This is a genomic window from Nonomuraea sp. NPDC054003 (assembly GCF_055585125.1).
The window spans coordinates 562,692-579,818 of sequence record NZ_JBVJKR010000001.1 but is presented as its reverse complement, the minus strand read 5'-3'; the positions used below and the strand labels follow the sequence as shown (position 1 = coordinate 579,818).

At 74.0% G+C, this 17,127-nt stretch carries 15 protein-coding genes; 7 read left to right on the top strand and 8 right to left on the bottom strand.

Annotated elements, in window-relative coordinates:
* Positions 1-46: 46 nt before the first annotated feature.
* Positions 47-955: a DUF4349 domain-containing protein gene (locus ACZ6YG_RS02420; RefSeq protein WP_466017004.1), complete on the top strand. Its 909-nt coding sequence runs from the start codon at positions 47-49 to the stop codon at positions 953-955.
* Between the two features lie 5 nt (positions 956-960).
* Here ACZ6YG_RS02420 and hemE read toward each other — a convergent pair whose 3' ends face one another.
* Entirely contained in the window at positions 961-1,959 is a 999-nt protein-coding gene (gene hemE / locus ACZ6YG_RS02415) for a uroporphyrinogen decarboxylase (protein ID WP_364230417.1), read from the bottom strand.
* A 323-nt stretch (positions 1,960-2,282) separates the two neighbouring features.
* On the opposite strand from hemE, the gene ACZ6YG_RS02410 reads away from it, so the two are divergent.
* From ACZ6YG_RS02410 to ACZ6YG_RS02385, 6 genes are all read left to right on the top strand, one after another.
* Complete coding sequence (locus ACZ6YG_RS02410) at positions 2,283-2,486, top strand: hypothetical protein (protein WP_148030362.1); 204 nt, start codon at positions 2,283-2,285, stop codon at positions 2,484-2,486.
* A 60-nt stretch (positions 2,487-2,546) separates the two neighbouring features.
* Positions 2,547-3,143 carry a DUF3000 domain-containing protein gene (locus ACZ6YG_RS02405; RefSeq protein WP_148030361.1) on the top strand — a complete coding sequence of 199 codons (597 nt, stop codon included), beginning with the start codon at positions 2,547-2,549 and terminating at the stop codon, positions 3,141-3,143.
* Between the two features lie 45 nt (positions 3,144-3,188).
* On the top strand, positions 3,189-4,415 hold the full coding sequence (locus ACZ6YG_RS02400) for a ribonuclease D (protein WP_364229959.1): 1,227 nt from the start codon (positions 3,189-3,191) through the stop codon (positions 4,413-4,415).
* A 68-nt stretch (positions 4,416-4,483) separates the two neighbouring features.
* A complete protein-coding gene (locus ACZ6YG_RS02395) occupies positions 4,484-5,629 on the top strand; it encodes a Gfo/Idh/MocA family protein (RefSeq protein ID WP_466017003.1) in 1,146 nt (381 codons plus the stop codon).
* The gene (locus ACZ6YG_RS02390) at positions 5,626-6,789 is read left to right on the top strand and encodes a dihydrodipicolinate synthase family protein (protein WP_466017002.1); all 1,164 of its coding nucleotides are present in this window, start codon (positions 5,626-5,628) and stop codon (positions 6,787-6,789) included. Before ACZ6YG_RS02395 ends, ACZ6YG_RS02390 begins: the two co-directional genes overlap by 4 nt.
* Positions 6,786-7,673: a sugar phosphate isomerase/epimerase family protein gene (locus tag ACZ6YG_RS02385; protein WP_466017001.1), complete on the top strand. Its 888-nt coding sequence runs from the start codon at positions 6,786-6,788 to the stop codon at positions 7,671-7,673. Before ACZ6YG_RS02390 ends, ACZ6YG_RS02385 begins: the two co-directional genes overlap by 4 nt.
* On the opposite strand, the gene ACZ6YG_RS02380 is transcribed toward ACZ6YG_RS02385, so the two are convergent.
* The 7 genes from ACZ6YG_RS02380 to ACZ6YG_RS02350 form a co-directional block, all read right to left on the bottom strand.
* Complete coding sequence (locus ACZ6YG_RS02380; protein ID WP_466017000.1) at positions 7,625-10,225, bottom strand: PEP/pyruvate-binding domain-containing protein; 2,601 nt, start codon at positions 10,223-10,225, stop codon at positions 7,625-7,627. The two genes, ACZ6YG_RS02385 and ACZ6YG_RS02380, sit on opposite strands and share 49 nt — an antisense overlap.
* Positions 10,226-10,301: 76 nt before the next feature.
* On the bottom strand, positions 10,302-11,228 hold the full coding sequence (locus ACZ6YG_RS02375) for an alkaline phosphatase family protein (RefSeq protein ID WP_271277592.1): 927 nt from the start codon (positions 11,226-11,228) through the stop codon (positions 10,302-10,304).
* 106 nt (positions 11,229-11,334) lie between these two features.
* Positions 11,335-12,963 carry a phospholipase D family protein gene (locus ACZ6YG_RS02370; protein ID WP_466016999.1) on the bottom strand — a complete coding sequence of 543 codons (1,629 nt, stop codon included), beginning with the start codon at positions 12,961-12,963 and terminating at the stop codon, positions 11,335-11,337.
* 286 nt (positions 12,964-13,249) lie between these two features.
* Positions 13,250-14,023: a sugar phosphate isomerase/epimerase family protein gene (locus tag ACZ6YG_RS02365; protein WP_466016998.1), complete on the bottom strand. Its 774-nt coding sequence runs from the start codon at positions 14,021-14,023 to the stop codon at positions 13,250-13,252.
* Positions 14,024-14,039: 16 nt separating this feature from the next.
* The gene (locus tag ACZ6YG_RS02360) at positions 14,040-15,032 is read right to left on the bottom strand and encodes a LacI family DNA-binding transcriptional regulator (protein ID WP_466016997.1); all 993 of its coding nucleotides are present in this window, start codon (positions 15,030-15,032) and stop codon (positions 14,040-14,042) included.
* Positions 15,033-15,101: 69 nt separating this feature from the next.
* Entirely contained in the window at positions 15,102-16,361 is a 1,260-nt protein-coding gene (locus tag ACZ6YG_RS02355) for a hypothetical protein (RefSeq protein WP_466016996.1), read from the bottom strand.
* 155 nt (positions 16,362-16,516) lie between these two features.
* Entirely contained in the window at positions 16,517-17,083 is a 567-nt protein-coding gene (locus ACZ6YG_RS02350; protein ID WP_466016995.1) for a TetR/AcrR family transcriptional regulator, read from the bottom strand.
* Positions 17,084-17,127: the final 44 nt, after the last annotated feature.

The following is a 17,127-nucleotide window of genomic DNA, read 5'->3' as shown; positions in this document are numbered from 1 at the left end:
ACCGGCCCAGGCCGGGAGCCGTCTCAGGGGCATGAGGAGAGCACAGATGATCGCCGCGCTGGTGACGGGGTGCGCGACCCTGATGGTGACCGGCTGCGCCGGCGGCGGCGGGTCGGCGGCCGACTCCGCGGCCGCCCCGGCCTACGCGACCGGCGAGGCCTCCGTCATGGCCTCGGAGGCTCCGGCCAGGGCCGAAGCCCAGAAGCAGGACTCAGGCGGGCGCAACCCCGCCTCCGGGGTGGAGGTCACCCGGCAGGACCGGCAGGTCATCTACACCGGCCGGATGACGGTGCGGGTGAAGGACGTGACGGCGGCCGCCCAGCAGGCCAAGGACGCCGTCACCGGGGCGGGCGGCCATCTGGCCAAGGAGGAGAGCCGGTCGTCCGAGCGGGCGAGCGCGTCGGCGGAGCTGGAGTTCAAGATCCCGCCCGCGCGTTACCCGGACGTGCTGACCCGGCTCGGGCGGGACCTGGGCGAACGGCTGTCGCTGAACCAGGAGACGGAGGACGTCACGGTCCAGGTGGCCGACGTGGAGAGCAGGGTGAAGTCGGCCGAGCGGGCGCTCGAGTCGCTGCGCACGCTGCTCACCAAGGCGGACACGATCGGCCAGGTGCTGGACGTGGAGCGCGAGATCGCCACCCGCGCGGCCGACCTGGAGTCGCTGCAGGCCCAGCGCAAGAGCCTGGCCGAGCAGACCGCCATGGCCACGCTCACGCTGCGGCTGGTGGGCCCGGCCGCGGCGGTGTCGCTGCCGGCCGACGAACCCGCGGGGTTCCTCGGCGGCCTGCGCGCGGGCTGGGACTCTCTCGTGACCTTCCTGATGGTGCTGGTCACGGCGCTCGGGGCGGCCCTGCCGTGGCTGGCGGTGATCACCCCGCCGGTCGTGCTCGCGCTGGTGATGGTACGGCGGCGGCGACGTCGCAGGACACCCGCGCCGGACCCGTCGGCGGCCTGACCCGCTCAGAACTCGTGGACCAGGTCCGTGAGCCGCTTGAGCTGGTCGGGGTCGACGGACGGCAGCACGCCGTGGCCGAGGTTGAACACATGGCCCTCGGCCGCCGCGCCGCGCCGCAGCACCTCGCGGGCCTTGCGCTCGACGACCTCCCACGGGGCCAGCAGGACGGCCGGGTCGAGGTTGCCCTGCAGCGCCTTGCCCGGCCCGACCCGGCGGGCCGCCTCGTCGAGCGGCACCCTCCAGTCGACGCCGACCACGTCGGCCCCCGCCTCGCCGAGCAGCCCCAGCAGCTCGCCGGTGCCGACGCCGAAGTGGATGCGCGGCACGCCGAGGCCGGCCAGGCCCTCGAAGATGCGGCGGGTGTGGGGCAGCACGAACTCGCGGTAGTCGTCGGCCGCCACCGCGCCCACCCAGGAGTCGAACAGCTGGACGGCGGAGGCGCCGGCCCGGATCTGGACGCGCAGGTGTTCGAGGACGATGCCGGCCAGCCGGTCCATCAGGTCGTGCCACAGCTCGGGCTCGCCGTACATCATGGCCTTGGTGCGGTCGTGGTTCTTGGACGGCCCGCCCTCGATCAGGTAGGAGCCGAGCGTGAACGGGGCGCCGGCGAAGCCGATCAGCGGCGTGCCGCCCAGCTCGCCGGTGAGCGCCTCGATCGCCTCGGTGACGTACGGCACGTCGCCGGGCTCCAGCGGGCGCAGCGCGCCGAGCCCGGCCCGGTCGCGGATGGGGTCGGCGACGACCGGGCCGACGCCCGGCTTGATGTCGAGGTCGATGCCGATGGCCTTGAGCGGCACCACGATGTCGCTGAAGAAGATGGCCGCGTCGACGCCGTAGCGGCGGACCGGCTGCATGGTGATCTCGACGATCAGGTCGGGCGTGGCGCAGGCGGTGAGCATGGGCACGCCCTCGCGCACCTTGAGGTATTCGGGCAGCGAACGCCCGGCCTGGCGCATGTACCAGACAGGGGTGTGCGGGACCTCCTGGCGGCGGCAGGCGCGCAGGAAGGCGGAGTCGTCGAGGTTCACCCTTCAAGGGTGCCATGACGGGGTGGCGGTCCCGCCATCGGCGCGTTGTGCGGAAAATCCCGCCGGTTCACCCCCGATTCATGATCAGATGTGGGGGTGGACGTTTCAACGCCGGCCCGCGGGGTCGAGGTCGCCCCTCGGGACGGCCGGATGCCGGTCTCGGGTGGGCCAATTATCGGCAAAGGCACCGCGCGGCATCGATTCGGCATCCACTTTCGGGACACGCCGAGCGCGTTGCGCGGAAATGTCAGTCGCTCGTGCCACCGTCGGAGCCACGACCCGAAGAAAGGCCCCGGTTCATGACAGCGTTGTGGAGTTCCGCGGAGTGCCGCAGCGAGCACTGCGCGTCCTGTGCCGGCGAGCGGCCGTTCGAGCAGCCGGGCTGCGCCGACGGGCACGAGCCGGGTGAGTGCCCGGAGTGGGCCTGCGTCTCGTGCGGCCACGCGATCCTCCTCGGTTCGGCTCAGACCGCCCGCCCGGTCCGCCTGCTGGCGACGGTGTGACCACGCACGATGAGCACCCCCGTGGTCCCCTTCCGTCCCGCTCCGGCCTACTCTTCGACTATGACCCTCGGTGACGGGCCGTCGGCTCCCGCGGCGTTCCTCCGCGCGGTCGAGAGCCTGCGTCCGGCCGAGGTCAGGCCGGAGATCGAGCTGGAGGAGCTGCCCGCGCCGCAGCGCCTGGCCCCCCACTCGGCGGCCATCGGCGCCTCGGTCTACCGCGACGACGACGAGCTGGCGGTCGGCCGGCTGATCCTGCTCTACGACCCCGACGGCCAGCGCGGCTGGGACGGGCCGTTCCGGCTGGTGGCCTACGTGCGGGCCGACATGGAGCCGGAGATCACCTCCGACCCGATGCTCGGGCCGGTCGCGTGGAGCTGGCTGACCGAAGCGCTCGACGCTCACCACGCCGACTACTCCGCCGCCGGCGGTACCGTGACAAGAGCGGTGTCCGAGGGTTTCGGCAACAAGGCCGACGATCCGGTCACCACCGAGCTCGAGCTGCGGGCGTCCTGGTCCCCCGCGCAGGAGGATCTGTCCGGACATGTCGCCGCCTGGTGCGACCTCATGTGCGTGGCTGCCGGGATCCCGCCGCTTCCCCCTGACGTGGCCGCCATGCCCCGCAGACCCGAAGATCCGGAGAGTGACCGAACGACGTGAGGGCACCAGACAACACAGCACCGGTGTCACGAGGGCGGTGACCTCATGACCGAAGAGAGAACCGTCGTCCCGCTCCTGGAGCCGCGCGACGGCATCCCGCCGATCGTGGCCGACGACGCCGCCTACTCCCGCACCGTCGAGGCGTTCGCCTCCGGCTCCGGGCCGGTGGCCGTCGACGCCGAGCGCGCCTCCGGCTACCGCTACGGCAACCGCGCCTACCTCGTGCAGCTGCGCCGCGAGGGCGCCGGCACCGCGCTGATCGACCCGGTCTCCTGCCCCGACCTGTCGGGGCTCGACGCGGCCGTCGCCGAGACGGAGATCGTGCTGCACGCCGCGTCCCAGGACCTGCCGTGCCTGCTGGAGCTGGGCTTCCGGCCGCGCTACATCTTCGACACCGAGCTGGCGGGCCGGCTGCTCGGCTACGAGCGGGTGGGGCTCGGCACGATGGTGGAGACCGTGCTGGGCCTGCGGCTGGAGAAGGGGCATTCGGCCGCCGACTGGTCGACCAGGCCGCTGCCCGAGGCGTGGCTGCGCTACGCCGCGCTCGACGTGGAGGTGCTGGTGGAGCTCCGTGACGCGCTCCACCGCGAGCTGGCGGAGGCCGGCAAGCTGGAGTGGGCGCGCGAGGAGTTCGAGGCGGTGCTCAACACGCCGCCGCCGATGCCGCGGGCCGACCCGTGGCGGCGCACGTCGGGCATCCACAAGGTGCGCAACGTGCGCGCCCTGGCCATCGTGCGCGAGCTGTGGACCATGCGCGACCGGATCGCCAGCGAGAACGACCTGGCCCCCGGCCGGGTGCTGCCCGACGCCGCGATCGTGACGGCCGCGCTGGAGGTCCCCCGCACCAAGAAGGCGCTCACCGAGATCACCGCCTTCACCGGGCGCAGCGCCCGCCGCCACATGAACGACTGGCTGGCCGCCGTGGCCAGGGCGCGCAACCTGCCCGACAGCCAGCTCCCGCAGCCGAGCACGCCCGGCGACGGGCCGCCGCCGGCCAACCGCTGGCCCGACCGCGATCCGGCCGCCGCCAAGCGGCTCGCGGCGGCGCGCGCCGTGGTGGCGGCGCTGGCCGAGGAGCACCGCATGCCCACGGAGAACCTGCTGCAGCCGGACGCGGTGCGCAGGCTCACGTGGGAGCCGCCCGAGGACATCACCGACGAGAGCGTCGCCGCCCGCCTGCGCAAGCTCGGCGCCCGCGAGTGGCAGCTCTCACTCACCGCCCACCCGATCGCGAAGGCGCTGGCCAGGCTGGAGCTCGCGAGCGAGGACTGAGCGGCTCTTGACGCCTCAGGCGGCTCCGCCGTACGGTTCGGGAAAGCGCTTTCCCTGAAAGGATCCCCATGAGCGTGCGCACCATCGGCGTCGTCATGAACGGCGTCACCGGACGGATGGGCTACCGGCAGCATCTGGTCCGCTCCGTTTTGGCGATCAACGAACAGGGCGGTGTGACGCTCTCCGACGGCAGCAGGGTCACCCTCAGGCCGGTGCTCGTCGGCAGGAACGCCGACAAGCTCGCCCGGATCGCGGCCGCCCACGGCATCCCCGACCACACCACCGACCTCGACGCCGCGCTGGCCGACGACGGCAACCTGATCTACTTCGACGCCCAGGTCACCTCGGCCCGGGTCAAGGCCGTGCTCAAGGCCATCGACGCGGGCAAGCACATCTACGCCGAGAAGCCCACCGCCGAGTCGGTGCAGGAGGCGGTCGCGCTGGCGGAGGCCGCCGCGGCCAAGGGCGTCAAGAACGGCGTGGTGCAGGACAAGCTGTTCCTGCCGGGCCTGCTGAAGCTCAAGCGCCTGGTCGACGGCGGCTTCTTCGGCCGGATCCTGTCGGTGCGCGGCGAGTTCGGCTACTGGGTGTTCGAGGGCGACTGGCAGGAGGCGCAGCGCCCGTCGTGGAACTACCGGTCGGAGGACGGCGGCGGCATCGTGCTCGACATGTTCCCGCACTGGCACTACGTGATGGAGAACCTCTTCGGCCGGGTCACCTCGGTGTACGCGCACGCCGCCACGCACATCCCCGAGCGGGTGGACGAGCGGGGCGACCGCTACGCGGCCACGGCCGACGACGCCGCCTACGGGATCTTCGAGCTGGAGGGCGGCGTCGTCGCGCAGATCAACTCCTCCTGGACGGTCCGCGTCAACCGGGACGAGCTGGTGGAGTTCCAGGTGGACGGCACCCACGGCAGCGCCGTCGCGGGCCTGCGCGACTGCCGGGCGCAGCATCGCGCCGCCACCCCCAAGCCGGTGTGGAACCCCGACCTGCCGGTGACCGCCCGCTTCCGCGACGACTGGCAGACGGTGCCCGACAACGCCGAGTTCGACAACGGCTTCAAGATCCAGTGGGAGCTGTACGTCCGCCACGTCCTGGAGGACGCGCCGTTCCCGTACGACTTCGCGTCGGGCGCGCGCGGCGTGCAGCTGGCCGAGCTGGGCCTGCGCTCGTCGGCGGAGGGCCGCAGGATCGAGGTGCCGCAGCTGTGAGGATCGACCTGCCCGGCGGCCCGTACACGCTGAGCGAGCCGGTGACCTGGCCGGCCGGCGGTGGCCCCGCCACCAGCCGCGTGGTCTACGCGGCGGCGCACGTGGTGGCCGACCCGCTCGGCGACAACACCCCCGGCGCGCCGGCCTCCGTCGACTGGGAAGCCACGCTGCGTTTCCGCCGCCATCTGTGGTCGTACGGGCTGCGGGTGGCCGACGCGATGGACACCGCGCAGCGCAACATGGGCCTGGACTGGGCCGCCACCCGTGAGCTGATCAGGCGCAGCGCCGCCGAGGCGCGGACGCTCGGCGACCCGGCGGAGCTGGTCGCGTGCGGCGCCGGGACCGATCACGCGCCCGGCGCGGACGACCTGGACGCCATCGTCGCCGCGTACGCCGAACAGGTGGAGACCGTCCAGGAGACCGGCGCCGGAGTGATCGTCATGGCGTCGCGGCAGCTCGCCCGGGTGGCGGCCGGCCCGAAGGACTACCACCGGGTGTACGGGAAGCTGTTCGGGCTGGCGGACCGGCCGGTGATCCTGCACTGGCTGGGCGAGATGTTCGACCCCCAGCTGGCCGGCTACTGGGGGGCGCGCGACGTCGCGGCGGCCACGGAGTCGTTCCTGGAGCTGGTCCACGCGCACGCCCCGATGGTGGACGGGGTGAAGGTGTCGCTGCTGGACGAGGAGCACGAGGTGCGGCTGCGCGCCGCGCTGCCCGCGGGCGTCAGGCTCTACACCGGCGACGACTTCAACTATCCGTCGCTGATCAGGACGGGCTCGCACGCGCTGCTGGGCATCTTCGACGCGATCGCCCCGGCCGCCGCCGCGGCGCTGCGGGCGCTGGACGCCGCCGAGGCCGCGCCCGCCGGGCCGGACAGGGACCGGCTGCTGGCCTCGTACGAGGAGATCCTGGCGCCGACGGTGCCGTTGTCGCGCAAGATCTTCGAGACGCCGACGTTCCATTACAAGACCGGGATCGTGTTCCTGGCGTGGCTGAACGGGCACCAGGACGCGTTCGCGATGGTGAACGGCGCGCAGTCGGCCCGGTCGCTGACGCATCTGGCGGAGGTGTTCCGGCTGGCCGACCGGGCGGGGCTGCTGGCCGACCAGGAGCTCGCGGTGCGCCGGATGCGGGCGCTGCTGGAGGTGAACGGGCTGTGAGCCTGTCGCTGAACCAGTGGACGACACGGCGGTGGTCGCTGCCCGAGGCGGTCGACGGCTGCGCCAGGCACGGGCTGGAGGCCGTCGGCCTGTGGCGGGAGAAGGTGGCCGAGACGGGGCTCACGCGCAGCGCCAAGCTGGTGCGCGAGGCCGGGCTGCGGGTCTCGTCGCTGTGCCGGGGCGGCTTCCTGACGGCGGGCGGGCTGCCCGGCGAGGAGGGCCGGCGGGCGTTCGCGCAGGCGCTGGAGGACAACCGGCGGGCCGTCGACGAGGCCGCCGAGCTGGGCGCGGCCTGCCTGGTGATGGTGGTCGGCGGGCTGCCGGGGGTGCGGCCGGGAGAGCCGCTGCCGGCCGGGTTCTCGCGCGATGTCGCGGGGGCGCGGGAGCGGGTGGCCGAGGCCCTCGCCTCGCTGGCCCCGTACGCGGGAGAGCGCGGGGTGAAGCTGGCCCTGGAGCCGCTGCACCCGGTCTACTGCCCGGACCGGGCCGTGCTCTCCACGCTCGGGCAGGCGCTCGACCTGGCGCTGCCGTACCCGGAGGAGCAGGTCGGCGTGGTGGTCGACACCTTCCACGTGTGGTGGGACCCGGCGCTCCACGAGCAGATCGCCAGGGCGGGCCGGCGGATCGCCTCCTACCAGGTGTGCGACTACCTGCACCCGCTGCCGGCGGACGTGCTGCTGGGCCGGGGCATGATGGGCGACGGGGTGATCGACTTCCCGCCGATCACCCGGGCGGTGGCCGCCGCCGGCTACGCCGGCGACGTCGAGGTGGAGATCTTCAACGCCGACGTCTGGGCGGCGGACCCTGACGAGGTGGTGGCCACGATGAAGGAGCGCTACGCGGGCGTGGTGACCGTGCCGGCGGCGCCGTTCACCGTGACCTGAGCGCCCGACGCGATGCGGTGGGTGGCGTCGGGGACGCCGACGACGGCGGGGATGCCGTACTCCCGCGCCACCACCGCGCCGTGCGACATGGCGCCGCCCATCTCCATGACGAGGCCGCCCGCGGTCAGGAACAGCGGCGTCCAGCCGGGGTCGGTGGACGGGCAGACCAGGATCTCGCCGGGCTCCAGCTGGGCGCCGACCGGGTCGAGCACCACCCGCGCCGTCCCCGTGACGGTGCCCGACGAGGCGGGGGTGCCGGTGATCGCCCCCTCCGGCGCCGCGCCGGCCATCGCCGCCTCGGGCTCGGTGCCGTCCGACAGCATGACCCGCGGCACGTGCCTGCGGCGGCGTTCCCGCTCGTGGACGGCCCGGCGGGCGGCGACGGTCTCCCGGACGTCACCGCCCTGCCCGGCCACCGCCGCCTCCAGCTCGGCGAAGTCCAGGAAGAACACGTCCTGCGCCGAGTCCAGCACGCCCTCGCCCACCAGGTGGCCGCCCACCTCCAGCAGGCTCGCCCGTACGCCCGCGATAGCCTTGACCGCGTAGAACTTGGGCAGCTCGCGGAGCCCGGCGAACTGCCGGGCGCGGCCCAGGGCGAACCGCACGACGGCGGCGCGGAGCCGGCCGCGGCGGCGCGCGGCGGCCACGGCCTCGTCCACCGCCCGCCGGGCCGCCACCTCGCCCCTGGCGAACAGCGCTGCCGGGGCGTGGTCGGCGTCCGCGTCCATGCGCAGGTAGTTGGCCAGCGCGCCGAGGATGTGGCCCGGCTCCTCCGACCAGCGGGGCACGCCGATGTCGATCTCGGCGACGCCGCGGTGCCCGTACAGGCCGAGGAACGCGGTGATCTCGCGCTGGGCGACGGGAGGCAGCGTGCCGGCGCGGTAGCGGCGGACCAGCTCGGCGACCGGCTCGCGCCGGAACACCTCCGGTTCGATGCGCGTGGCGAGCCGCCACAGCTCCAGGTCCATCTCGGTGGTCGGGTTGTTCGGGACGCTGCGCAGCACCTCCTGCATCTCGCCCAGCGGCGTCCCGGACAGCCTGGCGGCCAGCGCGTACAGCCCGTATCCGGTGAGCGCCGTCGGCATGATCGAGACGATCGCGGGGAAGGCGCCGCCGAGCATCCGCTGGGCGTGCCGCAACCGGTCGGCGGGCGTGGCCGTCTCGGGCAGCCGCAGGTGCCCGTCGAGGTCCTCGCCCAGCTTGCGGGTGTACGCGAGCGCGCGTTCCGGGCGGGTGAGCGCCCGCAGCACCTTGGCGGGGACCCGCAGGCGGCGGCCGAAGTGGGCGGCGGCCCGCAGGAGCGGGCGGCGCGAGGTGTGCGTCACCGGCAGCCGGGGGTCGGCGGCCAGCTCGCGCACCAGCGCCACGGTGCGGGCCTCACCAATCTGCATGACCCGGGGCAGGATCACCCGTCCCGCGCGGCTGCGCAGCGGGGTGGTGATGTCGATCCAGAGCCGCTCCCCCGCCGAGACCAGCACCGGCGGCCCCTCGCGCGGGTCGGTGGGCGGGCGCCCGAACGCGCCCGCGGCGCCGGAGGCGAGCAGCTTGATCGTCGCCTGCCCCAGCGGCGTGAGGGGGCCCATGACGCCCTGCGCGACGTTGAACGAGAAGTACACCCGCAGGCCGTCCCGGGGCTCGGGCAGCGGGTACAGGGTGGTGATCGGCCTGGCCTGGGTCAGCCACAGCCCGCCGTCGGCGCCGATGGCCCACTCGGTGTCCTGCGGGGCGCCGTAGTGCTCCTCGACCCTGGCGCCCAGCGCGGCCAGCTCCCGCACCTGGTCGTCGGTGAGGCAGAACCCGTCGCGCGGCGGCGTGTCGAGCCGCTCGGTGCCACCGCCCGGCAGGGCCCGGACGAGCAGCCGCTTGTCGCCCGCGCGGCGCTCGCGGATCTCGCCGGTGCGGGCGTCGGCGACGAACCGGTCGGGGTTGACCGCGCCCGACACGACGGCCTCACCGAGACCGGGGGCGGCGTCGATGACCGCCTCGTGCCGCCTGCCGGTCACCGGGTTGGCGGTGAACATCACGCCGGCCACCCGGGCGTCCACCATCTCCTGCACCACGACGGCCAGGCTGACGCCGGCGTGATCGACGTCGTTGGCCTCGCGGTAGGCGACGGCCCTGTCGGTCCAGAGCGAGGCCCAGCAGCGGCGCACCGCGTCGAGCACCGCCTCGGCGCCCGTCACGTTGAGGTAGGTGTCCTGCTGGCCGGCGAAGCTGGCGTGCGGCAGGTCCTCGGCCGTGGCCGACGACCGCACCGCCACCGCCGCGCCCGCCGGCAGCTTCTCGTACGCGACGGCGACGGCCCGCGCGATGTCCGGCGGGACGGGGGTGGCGAGCAGCCGTTCCCTGGCCTTCTCCGCCAGCCCGTCACCGCCGGCGGCGATCAGCCCGTCCAGGCCCGCCTCGGCGGCGACCCGCCGGTAGGCGTCGGTGGTCACCACCCAGCCCGGCGGCACCGGCAGGCCCGCCCCGATCAGCTCGCCGAGGTTGGCGGCCTTCCCGCCGGCTTCCGCCAGCATCCCGCCGCGCACCTGGGAAAGGTCAAGCACCATCGGGCCTCCCGCCCCTCGTGGTCCCTGAACACGAGTCTTCCCCTAGTGGGCGATAAATTCAACACTTGATGAACAATCAGATCGGCAGCGGCACACCGTCCAGGTCCCACGCCGGGTCCACCGGGATGCCGAGCTGGGCCAGCGCCGTCGGGCCCACGTCCACCGGCCGCGGCCCGGCCAGCGGCACGCCGCCCAGGTCGGCGCCCAGCCGGGCGGCGATGACGAACACCGTCCGCTCCTCGTCCGAGGCGCCGCCGTGGCCGCCCTCGTCGACGTGGCCGTGGTCGGTGGTCACCAGAACCGTCCACCGCTCCCCCGCGTACGAGGGCCGGGCGCGGATCGCGTCGAGGAAGCCGCCCAGGGCGGTGTCCTGGGTCATGAGCGCGGCGGTGTACTCGGGGCAGAACGGCCCCAGCTCGTGCGCCACCTCGTCGGTGTCGCCCAGGTAGACGAACGACAGGTCGGGGCCCGCCTCCGCCAGGTGACGCCCGGCCTCGGCGGTGACCTGCTTGTCGGCGCCGGCGAAGGTGAGCGCGTAACCGTCGAGGACGAGCCGGTGGCCGATGGTCCGGCCGAAGGCGCCGTGCTCGTCGAGGGCCGCCCAGGAGAAGAACGCCGCCGTCGTGAGGTCGGGGCGCGCGGCCTGCGCCCGCGACAAGAAGTCCGGATATTTCGTGAACTGTGCTCCGGCGAACCCGTTGTCCACCACGCCATGCTTGTCCGGCCACACCCCGCTGGCGATCGACGACCAGCCAGGCCCGGAGTCGGTCCGCGCCCTGATCACGCGTTCCCCGGGCGGAGCCGGCTCCGCCGGCGGCTCGGGGACGACCTCGCCGGGCGACTCCGTCCGCGGCGCGTCCTCCTCCCCGTACGGGAGCAGGCTCGTGCCGTACGCGCCCGCGGACATCAGCGACGTCAGGACCGGCGGGCGCAGCGCGCGCAGCCGGTCGAAGCGCAGGCCGTCCATACCGACGACGAGCACCTTGTTTCTCAGCTGGGACATTCCCCCATCTAAGCGCCCCCCTCTGGATGATTGATTGCAAGGGGTGTGGGATCAGTGGTCGCAGGCGGTTGGTGATGCCAGCGATCGTGTGTCCGCCGTGGAGCGGTCAGAACCGGCCCGACCGCCGAAGCTCGGCCGGCCGCCCGTCCGGGTCCACCGCGAACCGGTAGAGGGGCATGGCCAGCGCCTTCTGCAGCCTCGACAGGGTGGGCTCCGGGTGCGGGCGCAGCCGGCCCGGCGGGCGCGGCCCTTCTTCGCCGCCCCGGTGCCACTCCTCCAGCCGGGACGCGGCCCGCGCGAACGCCGCGAAGGCGGCGGCCGGATCGCACAGCTCGTCCTGCTCGCCGCCGGGTAGGTCCAGGTGCTCGGCCATGAGGGTCAGCCGCAGGTCGCGGGCGAAGCGCAGCGCGCCGTACGGCGGACGCGGGTCCTCCCGCTCGTCCAGCACCGCGCAGCTCAGCTCCGAGTCGTACGTCCACGAGCGCAGGTTGACGTTGTCGGAGCCGACCGTGGCCCACACGTCGTCCACCACGCAGGCCTTGGCGTGCACGTAGATCGGCGTGCCCCGGTGGTTCTCCAGGTCGTAGACGGCGACCCGGTCGCCGCCGGCGGCGCGCAGCCGGGCCAGGGCGTCCGCGCGGCCGATCAGGCTGGCGGGGCCGGCCAGCAGGCCGTCCTGGTCGGGATGGCGCGGCACGACGACGATCATGCGCAGGCCGGGCTCGCGCTCCAGCGCCTCCGCGAACGGCTCGATGACGTCGGTGGACCACAGGTACTGGTCCTCCAGATAGACGATGGAGCGGGCGCGGGCCAGCACTTTGCGGTAGGCGCGGGCGATGCTGCGCTCGCCGTCCGGCGCGAACGGATAGCGGTCGCGCCGCGCCGGATAGGTACGCAATAACTGCACCGCGTGCCGCCCGGCCGGCGGCGGAGGCGGACCCGGCATCGGCAGCGGCGGGGCGTCGTCCAGCCGGCCGATGTGGTCGCGCAGCCGGCGCAGCGGGTCGCGGGTCTCGGGGGCGGGGTCCTCCCAGCGTTCGCAGAAGACCGCCTCCACCTCGGCGACGGCCGGCCCGTGGATGGCGACCTGGACGTCGTGCCAGGGCGGGCGGTGACCGTACACGGCGGGCATGGGGCAGCTCTGCGGGTCGCCCAGATGGTCCGCGTCGTCGCGGCGGCTGTGGCACAGGTCGATGCCGCCGACGAAGGCGACGTCCCTGGCGGGGTCGCCGTCGTGGCGCAGGATGACGAACTTCTGGTGATGCGCGCCGCCCGGCTTGGTCCGCGTGTCCAGCAGGGCCTGGCCGCCGGAGTCCTCGATCTCCCTGCCGAGGCGGCGGTTCTCGGCCGAGCTGAAACGCAGCAGGTCCATGTGGGAGCGCCAGATGAGGCCGCGTACGAGGGCGCCGCGCCGCGCGGCCGCGGCCATCGCCTCGCCCACGGTCGGGCCGTCGGGGGTCAGGCGCTCGTCGGGGTCGCCGCGCCAGTCGGCGAACAGCAGCAGGTCGTCCTCGCCGAGCCGCTCGACGCAGGCCCGCAGCTCGGCGAAATAGGTCGCTCCGTGGACGAGCGGGCGTACGTCGTTGCCGGTCGTCCACGGGCCGAGCCTGGTCGCCCCGTTGCCGCGTTCCTCCTCGGTCAGGAACCAGTCCTCGATCCGCATCCCGTACCGGTTACCCCGTACGGGGGCGGTGATGTGCGTCTGCGCGGCTGTCTCCTTGTCGTCCCTGGTCAACCCGCGTGAACGTCGACCCGCGCGCACGCCTCGACCAGGCGCTCGACTGCCACCCGCGTCCCGGTACGCCAGCCCTGCTGCCCCTGTCGGGCAGGTAGGCGAGCACCTTCGCCGGCTCTCAGGCAGGGCTCGCCGGCCCTCAGCGCGGCTGGGGCGACGTCGCCGGTATCAGCCGCGGACGTCGACGGCTCGGAGGTCATTCGCGTTGGCGTGGATGTCTTGTTCGAGGATCTGGTGCGTCACGTCGGCGAAGAAGGATATCCCACGCCCCCTTGGAATCAATCGTCTAGACGCCGAACCGCCGCACCCACGCGGCGGCCCCCGGCAGGATCTCCTCCACCGGCGCGACCTGCGGATACCAGGTGCGCTCCCACTCCAGCGACACCCAGCCGCGGTAGCCGGCCGCGCGGAGCAGCTCGCCCGCCTCGTCCAGCGGCACGGAACCCGTCCACATCGGCACCGGGGTGGTGTCGGCGGCCGACACCGCGTCCTTGACCTGGACGTAGGCCAGGCTCGGGCCGAGCGCGGCGAGCGTGGCGGCCGGGGACTCGCCGTGGCGCCACGGGTGGAGCAGGTCCCAGAGCGCGCCGGCCGTCGCGGGGGTGCCGGCCTCGGCCAGCAGGGCGGCCACCGCGGCCCCGGTGGCCATCTTGTCGTGGGTCTCCACCAGCACCCGCACGCCCAGCTCCGCCGCCGTACCGGAGACCGCCTTGAGCCGGCGCGCGCCCAGCGCGGGATCGTCGCCGCGCGGGAACACCCGCACCCCCGGCGCGCCGAGGTCGGCGGCCAGTTCCAGGTCGGCGCGGAGCGCCGCGATCACCGCCTCGTCGTCCGCCGGCTCGCAGACGCCGACGTAGCCGGCGAGGGCAGCGATCTCCAGCCCGGCGTCCTCGACGCGCCGCCGCACCGACAGCCGCTCCGGGCCGCCGAGCCCCGCGTGCACGCCGGTGTCGGGATGCAGCCGCAGCTCCAGCCCCGCGCAGCCGGCCCGCAGGCCGGTCTCGATCGCCTCGTCCAGGCCGGCGCCCGGCATGCCCAGGGTGCTGAAGGCCAGTCGCATCAGGTGGGTTCTCCCGTCACCGCAGGTCTCGGACGCTCTCGCGGAGCACGACCTCGCCGGCCACCCGCTCCACGACCACGCCCTCGTCGGTCGTCAGCGCCAGCTCCAGCGCCCGCGCGCCCATGTCCTTCAGCGGCAGCCGGACCGTCGTCAGCGCGGGCACCTGGTCACGCAGCGTGGCGATGTCGTCGAAACCGGCCACCGACACGTCCTGCGGAACCCGGATGCTGTGCTCCCGGTAGGCGGCGAGCGCGCCCACGGCCATCACGTCGTTGACGGCGAACACGCAGGTCGCGTCGCCGGTGCGCCGGGCCGCCGCGTAACCGCCGTCGCGGTCGAACGGGCCGTGCAGGACGAGCGGCTCCGGCAGCCCGAGCTCCCGCAGGGCCGAGGTGAACCCGGCGCACCGGTCGGCGGCGGTCATCAGGTGGGGCGGCCCGGCGAGCACGGCGAAGCGGGTGTGGCCGAGCCCGGCCAGCGCGCGGGCCAGGGCGGCGGAGCCTTCCCGGTTGGCGGGCGCGACGGTGTTCACGCCCAGCAGGTCCTGGCCGACGCAGGCCACCCGCCCGCCGCTCGCGCGGTAGGCGGCGAGCTCGGCGGCCAAACGGCCGGTGACCTCGGGGTCGGCCATGCGGGACCCGGCCAGCAGCACGGCGCGGACCCGCTGCGCGTGCAGGGTGGACACGTACGCGATCTCCTGCTCGGGGTCGCGGTGGGTGGTGCCGACCATCACCAGCAGGCCCTCACCGGCGGCGGCCCGCATGGCGCCGTCGGCGAGGGCCGCGAAGTACGGGTCGGTCAGGTCATGCACCACGATGCCGATGACGTTGCTGGCGCCGCGGGCGAGCGTCTGGGCGGCGATGTTGGCGCGGTAGCCCAGTTCGTCGGCGGCGCGCTCGACGCGCGCCCGCAGCGTGGCGCCCACCTGGCGGGTGCTGCCGTTGAGCACCCGCGAGGCGGTCGCGAGCGAGACGCCCGCCTGCTTGGCGACGTCTTCCAGCGTGACCAAGGGACCCTCCAGGAAAACGGTTTCCAGTATGCCGGAAAACAAGCGTCCGGAACCGCATCCTTACACGTCTCAGCCCCAGGGGAACAGGATGTCCAGCAGGCCTCGCCTGGTCTCCTCCGGCTGCGGCATGTCGGTGACGGGATCGCTGGTCGGCGCGCTCGACTCGGTGTCCTCCGTCCGGTCCGGCTCGGGCCGGGCGCTGACCTTGGCCTCGTTCATCTCGTTGACCGGCGCGCGGGTGGCCCTGCTCGACGGCTCCGGGTCCGGCTCGGCGGCACGGGTCCGGGTGCGGGTGGGCTCGGGCTCGGGCTCCGGTTCGGCCGAGGCCGTCCGGGTCGGGCGGACCCTGGTCTGCGTCGTGGGCGCGGTGGTGGGGGTCTCGGAGACCTCGGGCTCGGGAGTGGCCGTATCGGTCGCCTCCTCGATGGGGACGTCCGTCTCCGCCTCCTCGTCGGCGGAGGGCGAGCTGAGGTCGCTGACGGAGGCGCACCGCCCGCCCGCGCAGGGGTCGTCGGAGGAGGTGCTGGTGAGCATCCAGCCGCCGCCCACGCCGAGCACCACCACGGCCGCGGCGGCGGCCAGCAGCAGCCTGGTGCGGCGCCGCACCTCGCCGTCGCCGTTGTCGTAGTCCTTGCCGTAGTCCTTGCCGCGGTCGTCGCCGTCGCTGGAGGAGCCGGTCCAGCCGGAGCCGAGGAATCCGCGCTTGGGCTCCTCGTCGGGCTCCTCGTAGCCCCGGTCGAGGGGCAGGTAACCGGCCCCATCGGGGTCGTCGGCGGGCCTGCGCGGGTCGCTCGGCTCGTCTCCCGCGTACTCGCCGGCCGCGTTCTCGGCGAAGGCGTCGGTGTACACCGGACCCTGGGAGTCGGGGTAGCCGTCGATGTAGGAGGCGCCCTGGTCGTCGGTGTAACCGCCGCTCGCGGCGTACGGGCCGCTTTCGGCGTACGAGCCGCTCTCGGCGTACTGGGTGCCCTCGGCATACGGGCCGTTCTCGGCGTACGGGGCGTTGTCGGCGTACGGGGCGTTGTCGGCGTACGGGGCGTTGTCGGCGTACGGGGCGTTGTCGGCGTACGGGGCGTTGTCGGCGTACGAGCCGCTCTCGGCGTACGGGGCGTCGAGGTAGGAGGGCTCGTCCTTGGCCGGGTACGGGTCGCCGGCGGGGGTGTCGTCCGGGGGCAGGATGTACGTCTCGTTGCCCGAGACCTGGATGGCGGGCTGCTCGTCGGTGTCATCCGTGCTCCAGCGCGGAGACAGGACATCGCCGGTCAGGTCCGGGTTCACCGGCCTGCCCTGCCCGTCGTCGTATGGCCTGTCGTTGTCGTCGCGCGCCACGCTGAACCTCTTCTAGTGCGAATACGGAGTGCAACCTTTCATAACAGATTTAACCAACATCTGTCCGGATATTTCACTCGTTTCCCGAAGACTACTCACAGTCACATCGGCCCCAGCCGTGACTCGACGTCTCACCGTCGGAGACGCCGGAGCCTTCAGCGGATCCCGGCGAGGAGGGCGTCGAGCGCGGACCTGACCCGCTCGGGCGTCACACCCTCGCGCAGCCGGTGCGCCAGCAGCGGCGCGGCGAACGGCGCCAGCAGCGCGTCGGCCAGCGGGGCGGCGTCGGCGCCGGGCGCCGCCTGCGCGACCAGCATCGCCAGGTGGGCGTGGTGGGCCTGGTAGGCGCCGCCGAAGCGGGCCAGCGGCGCGGCCGTCTCGGCCATCAGCAGCAGGTCGAGCTGCTCGACCGTACGCTCCAGCAGGGCGTGCAGGAACGCGCGGATGCGCTCGCGCGGCTCCGCCCCCGGCCCGAGCGGCGGCGGCCCCGCGACGAAGGCCGCCTGGAACTCGCGCTCCCGCTCGTCGATGAGCGCGTAGGCGAGCCCGGAGCGGTCGCCGAAGCGGCGGTAGAGCGTGCCGACGCCGACCCCTGCCGCGGCGGCGACCTCCGCCATCGCCAGGCCCTCCACCCCCCGCTCGGCGACGATGCCGGCGGCGGCGGCGAGGATCTTCGCCCGGTTGCGGGCGGCGTCGCTGCGCTCGCTTCTCACGGCGTCCATCCTTCCACCCGAGACAAGCGGAATCGATTCCGGTTACCATCTCA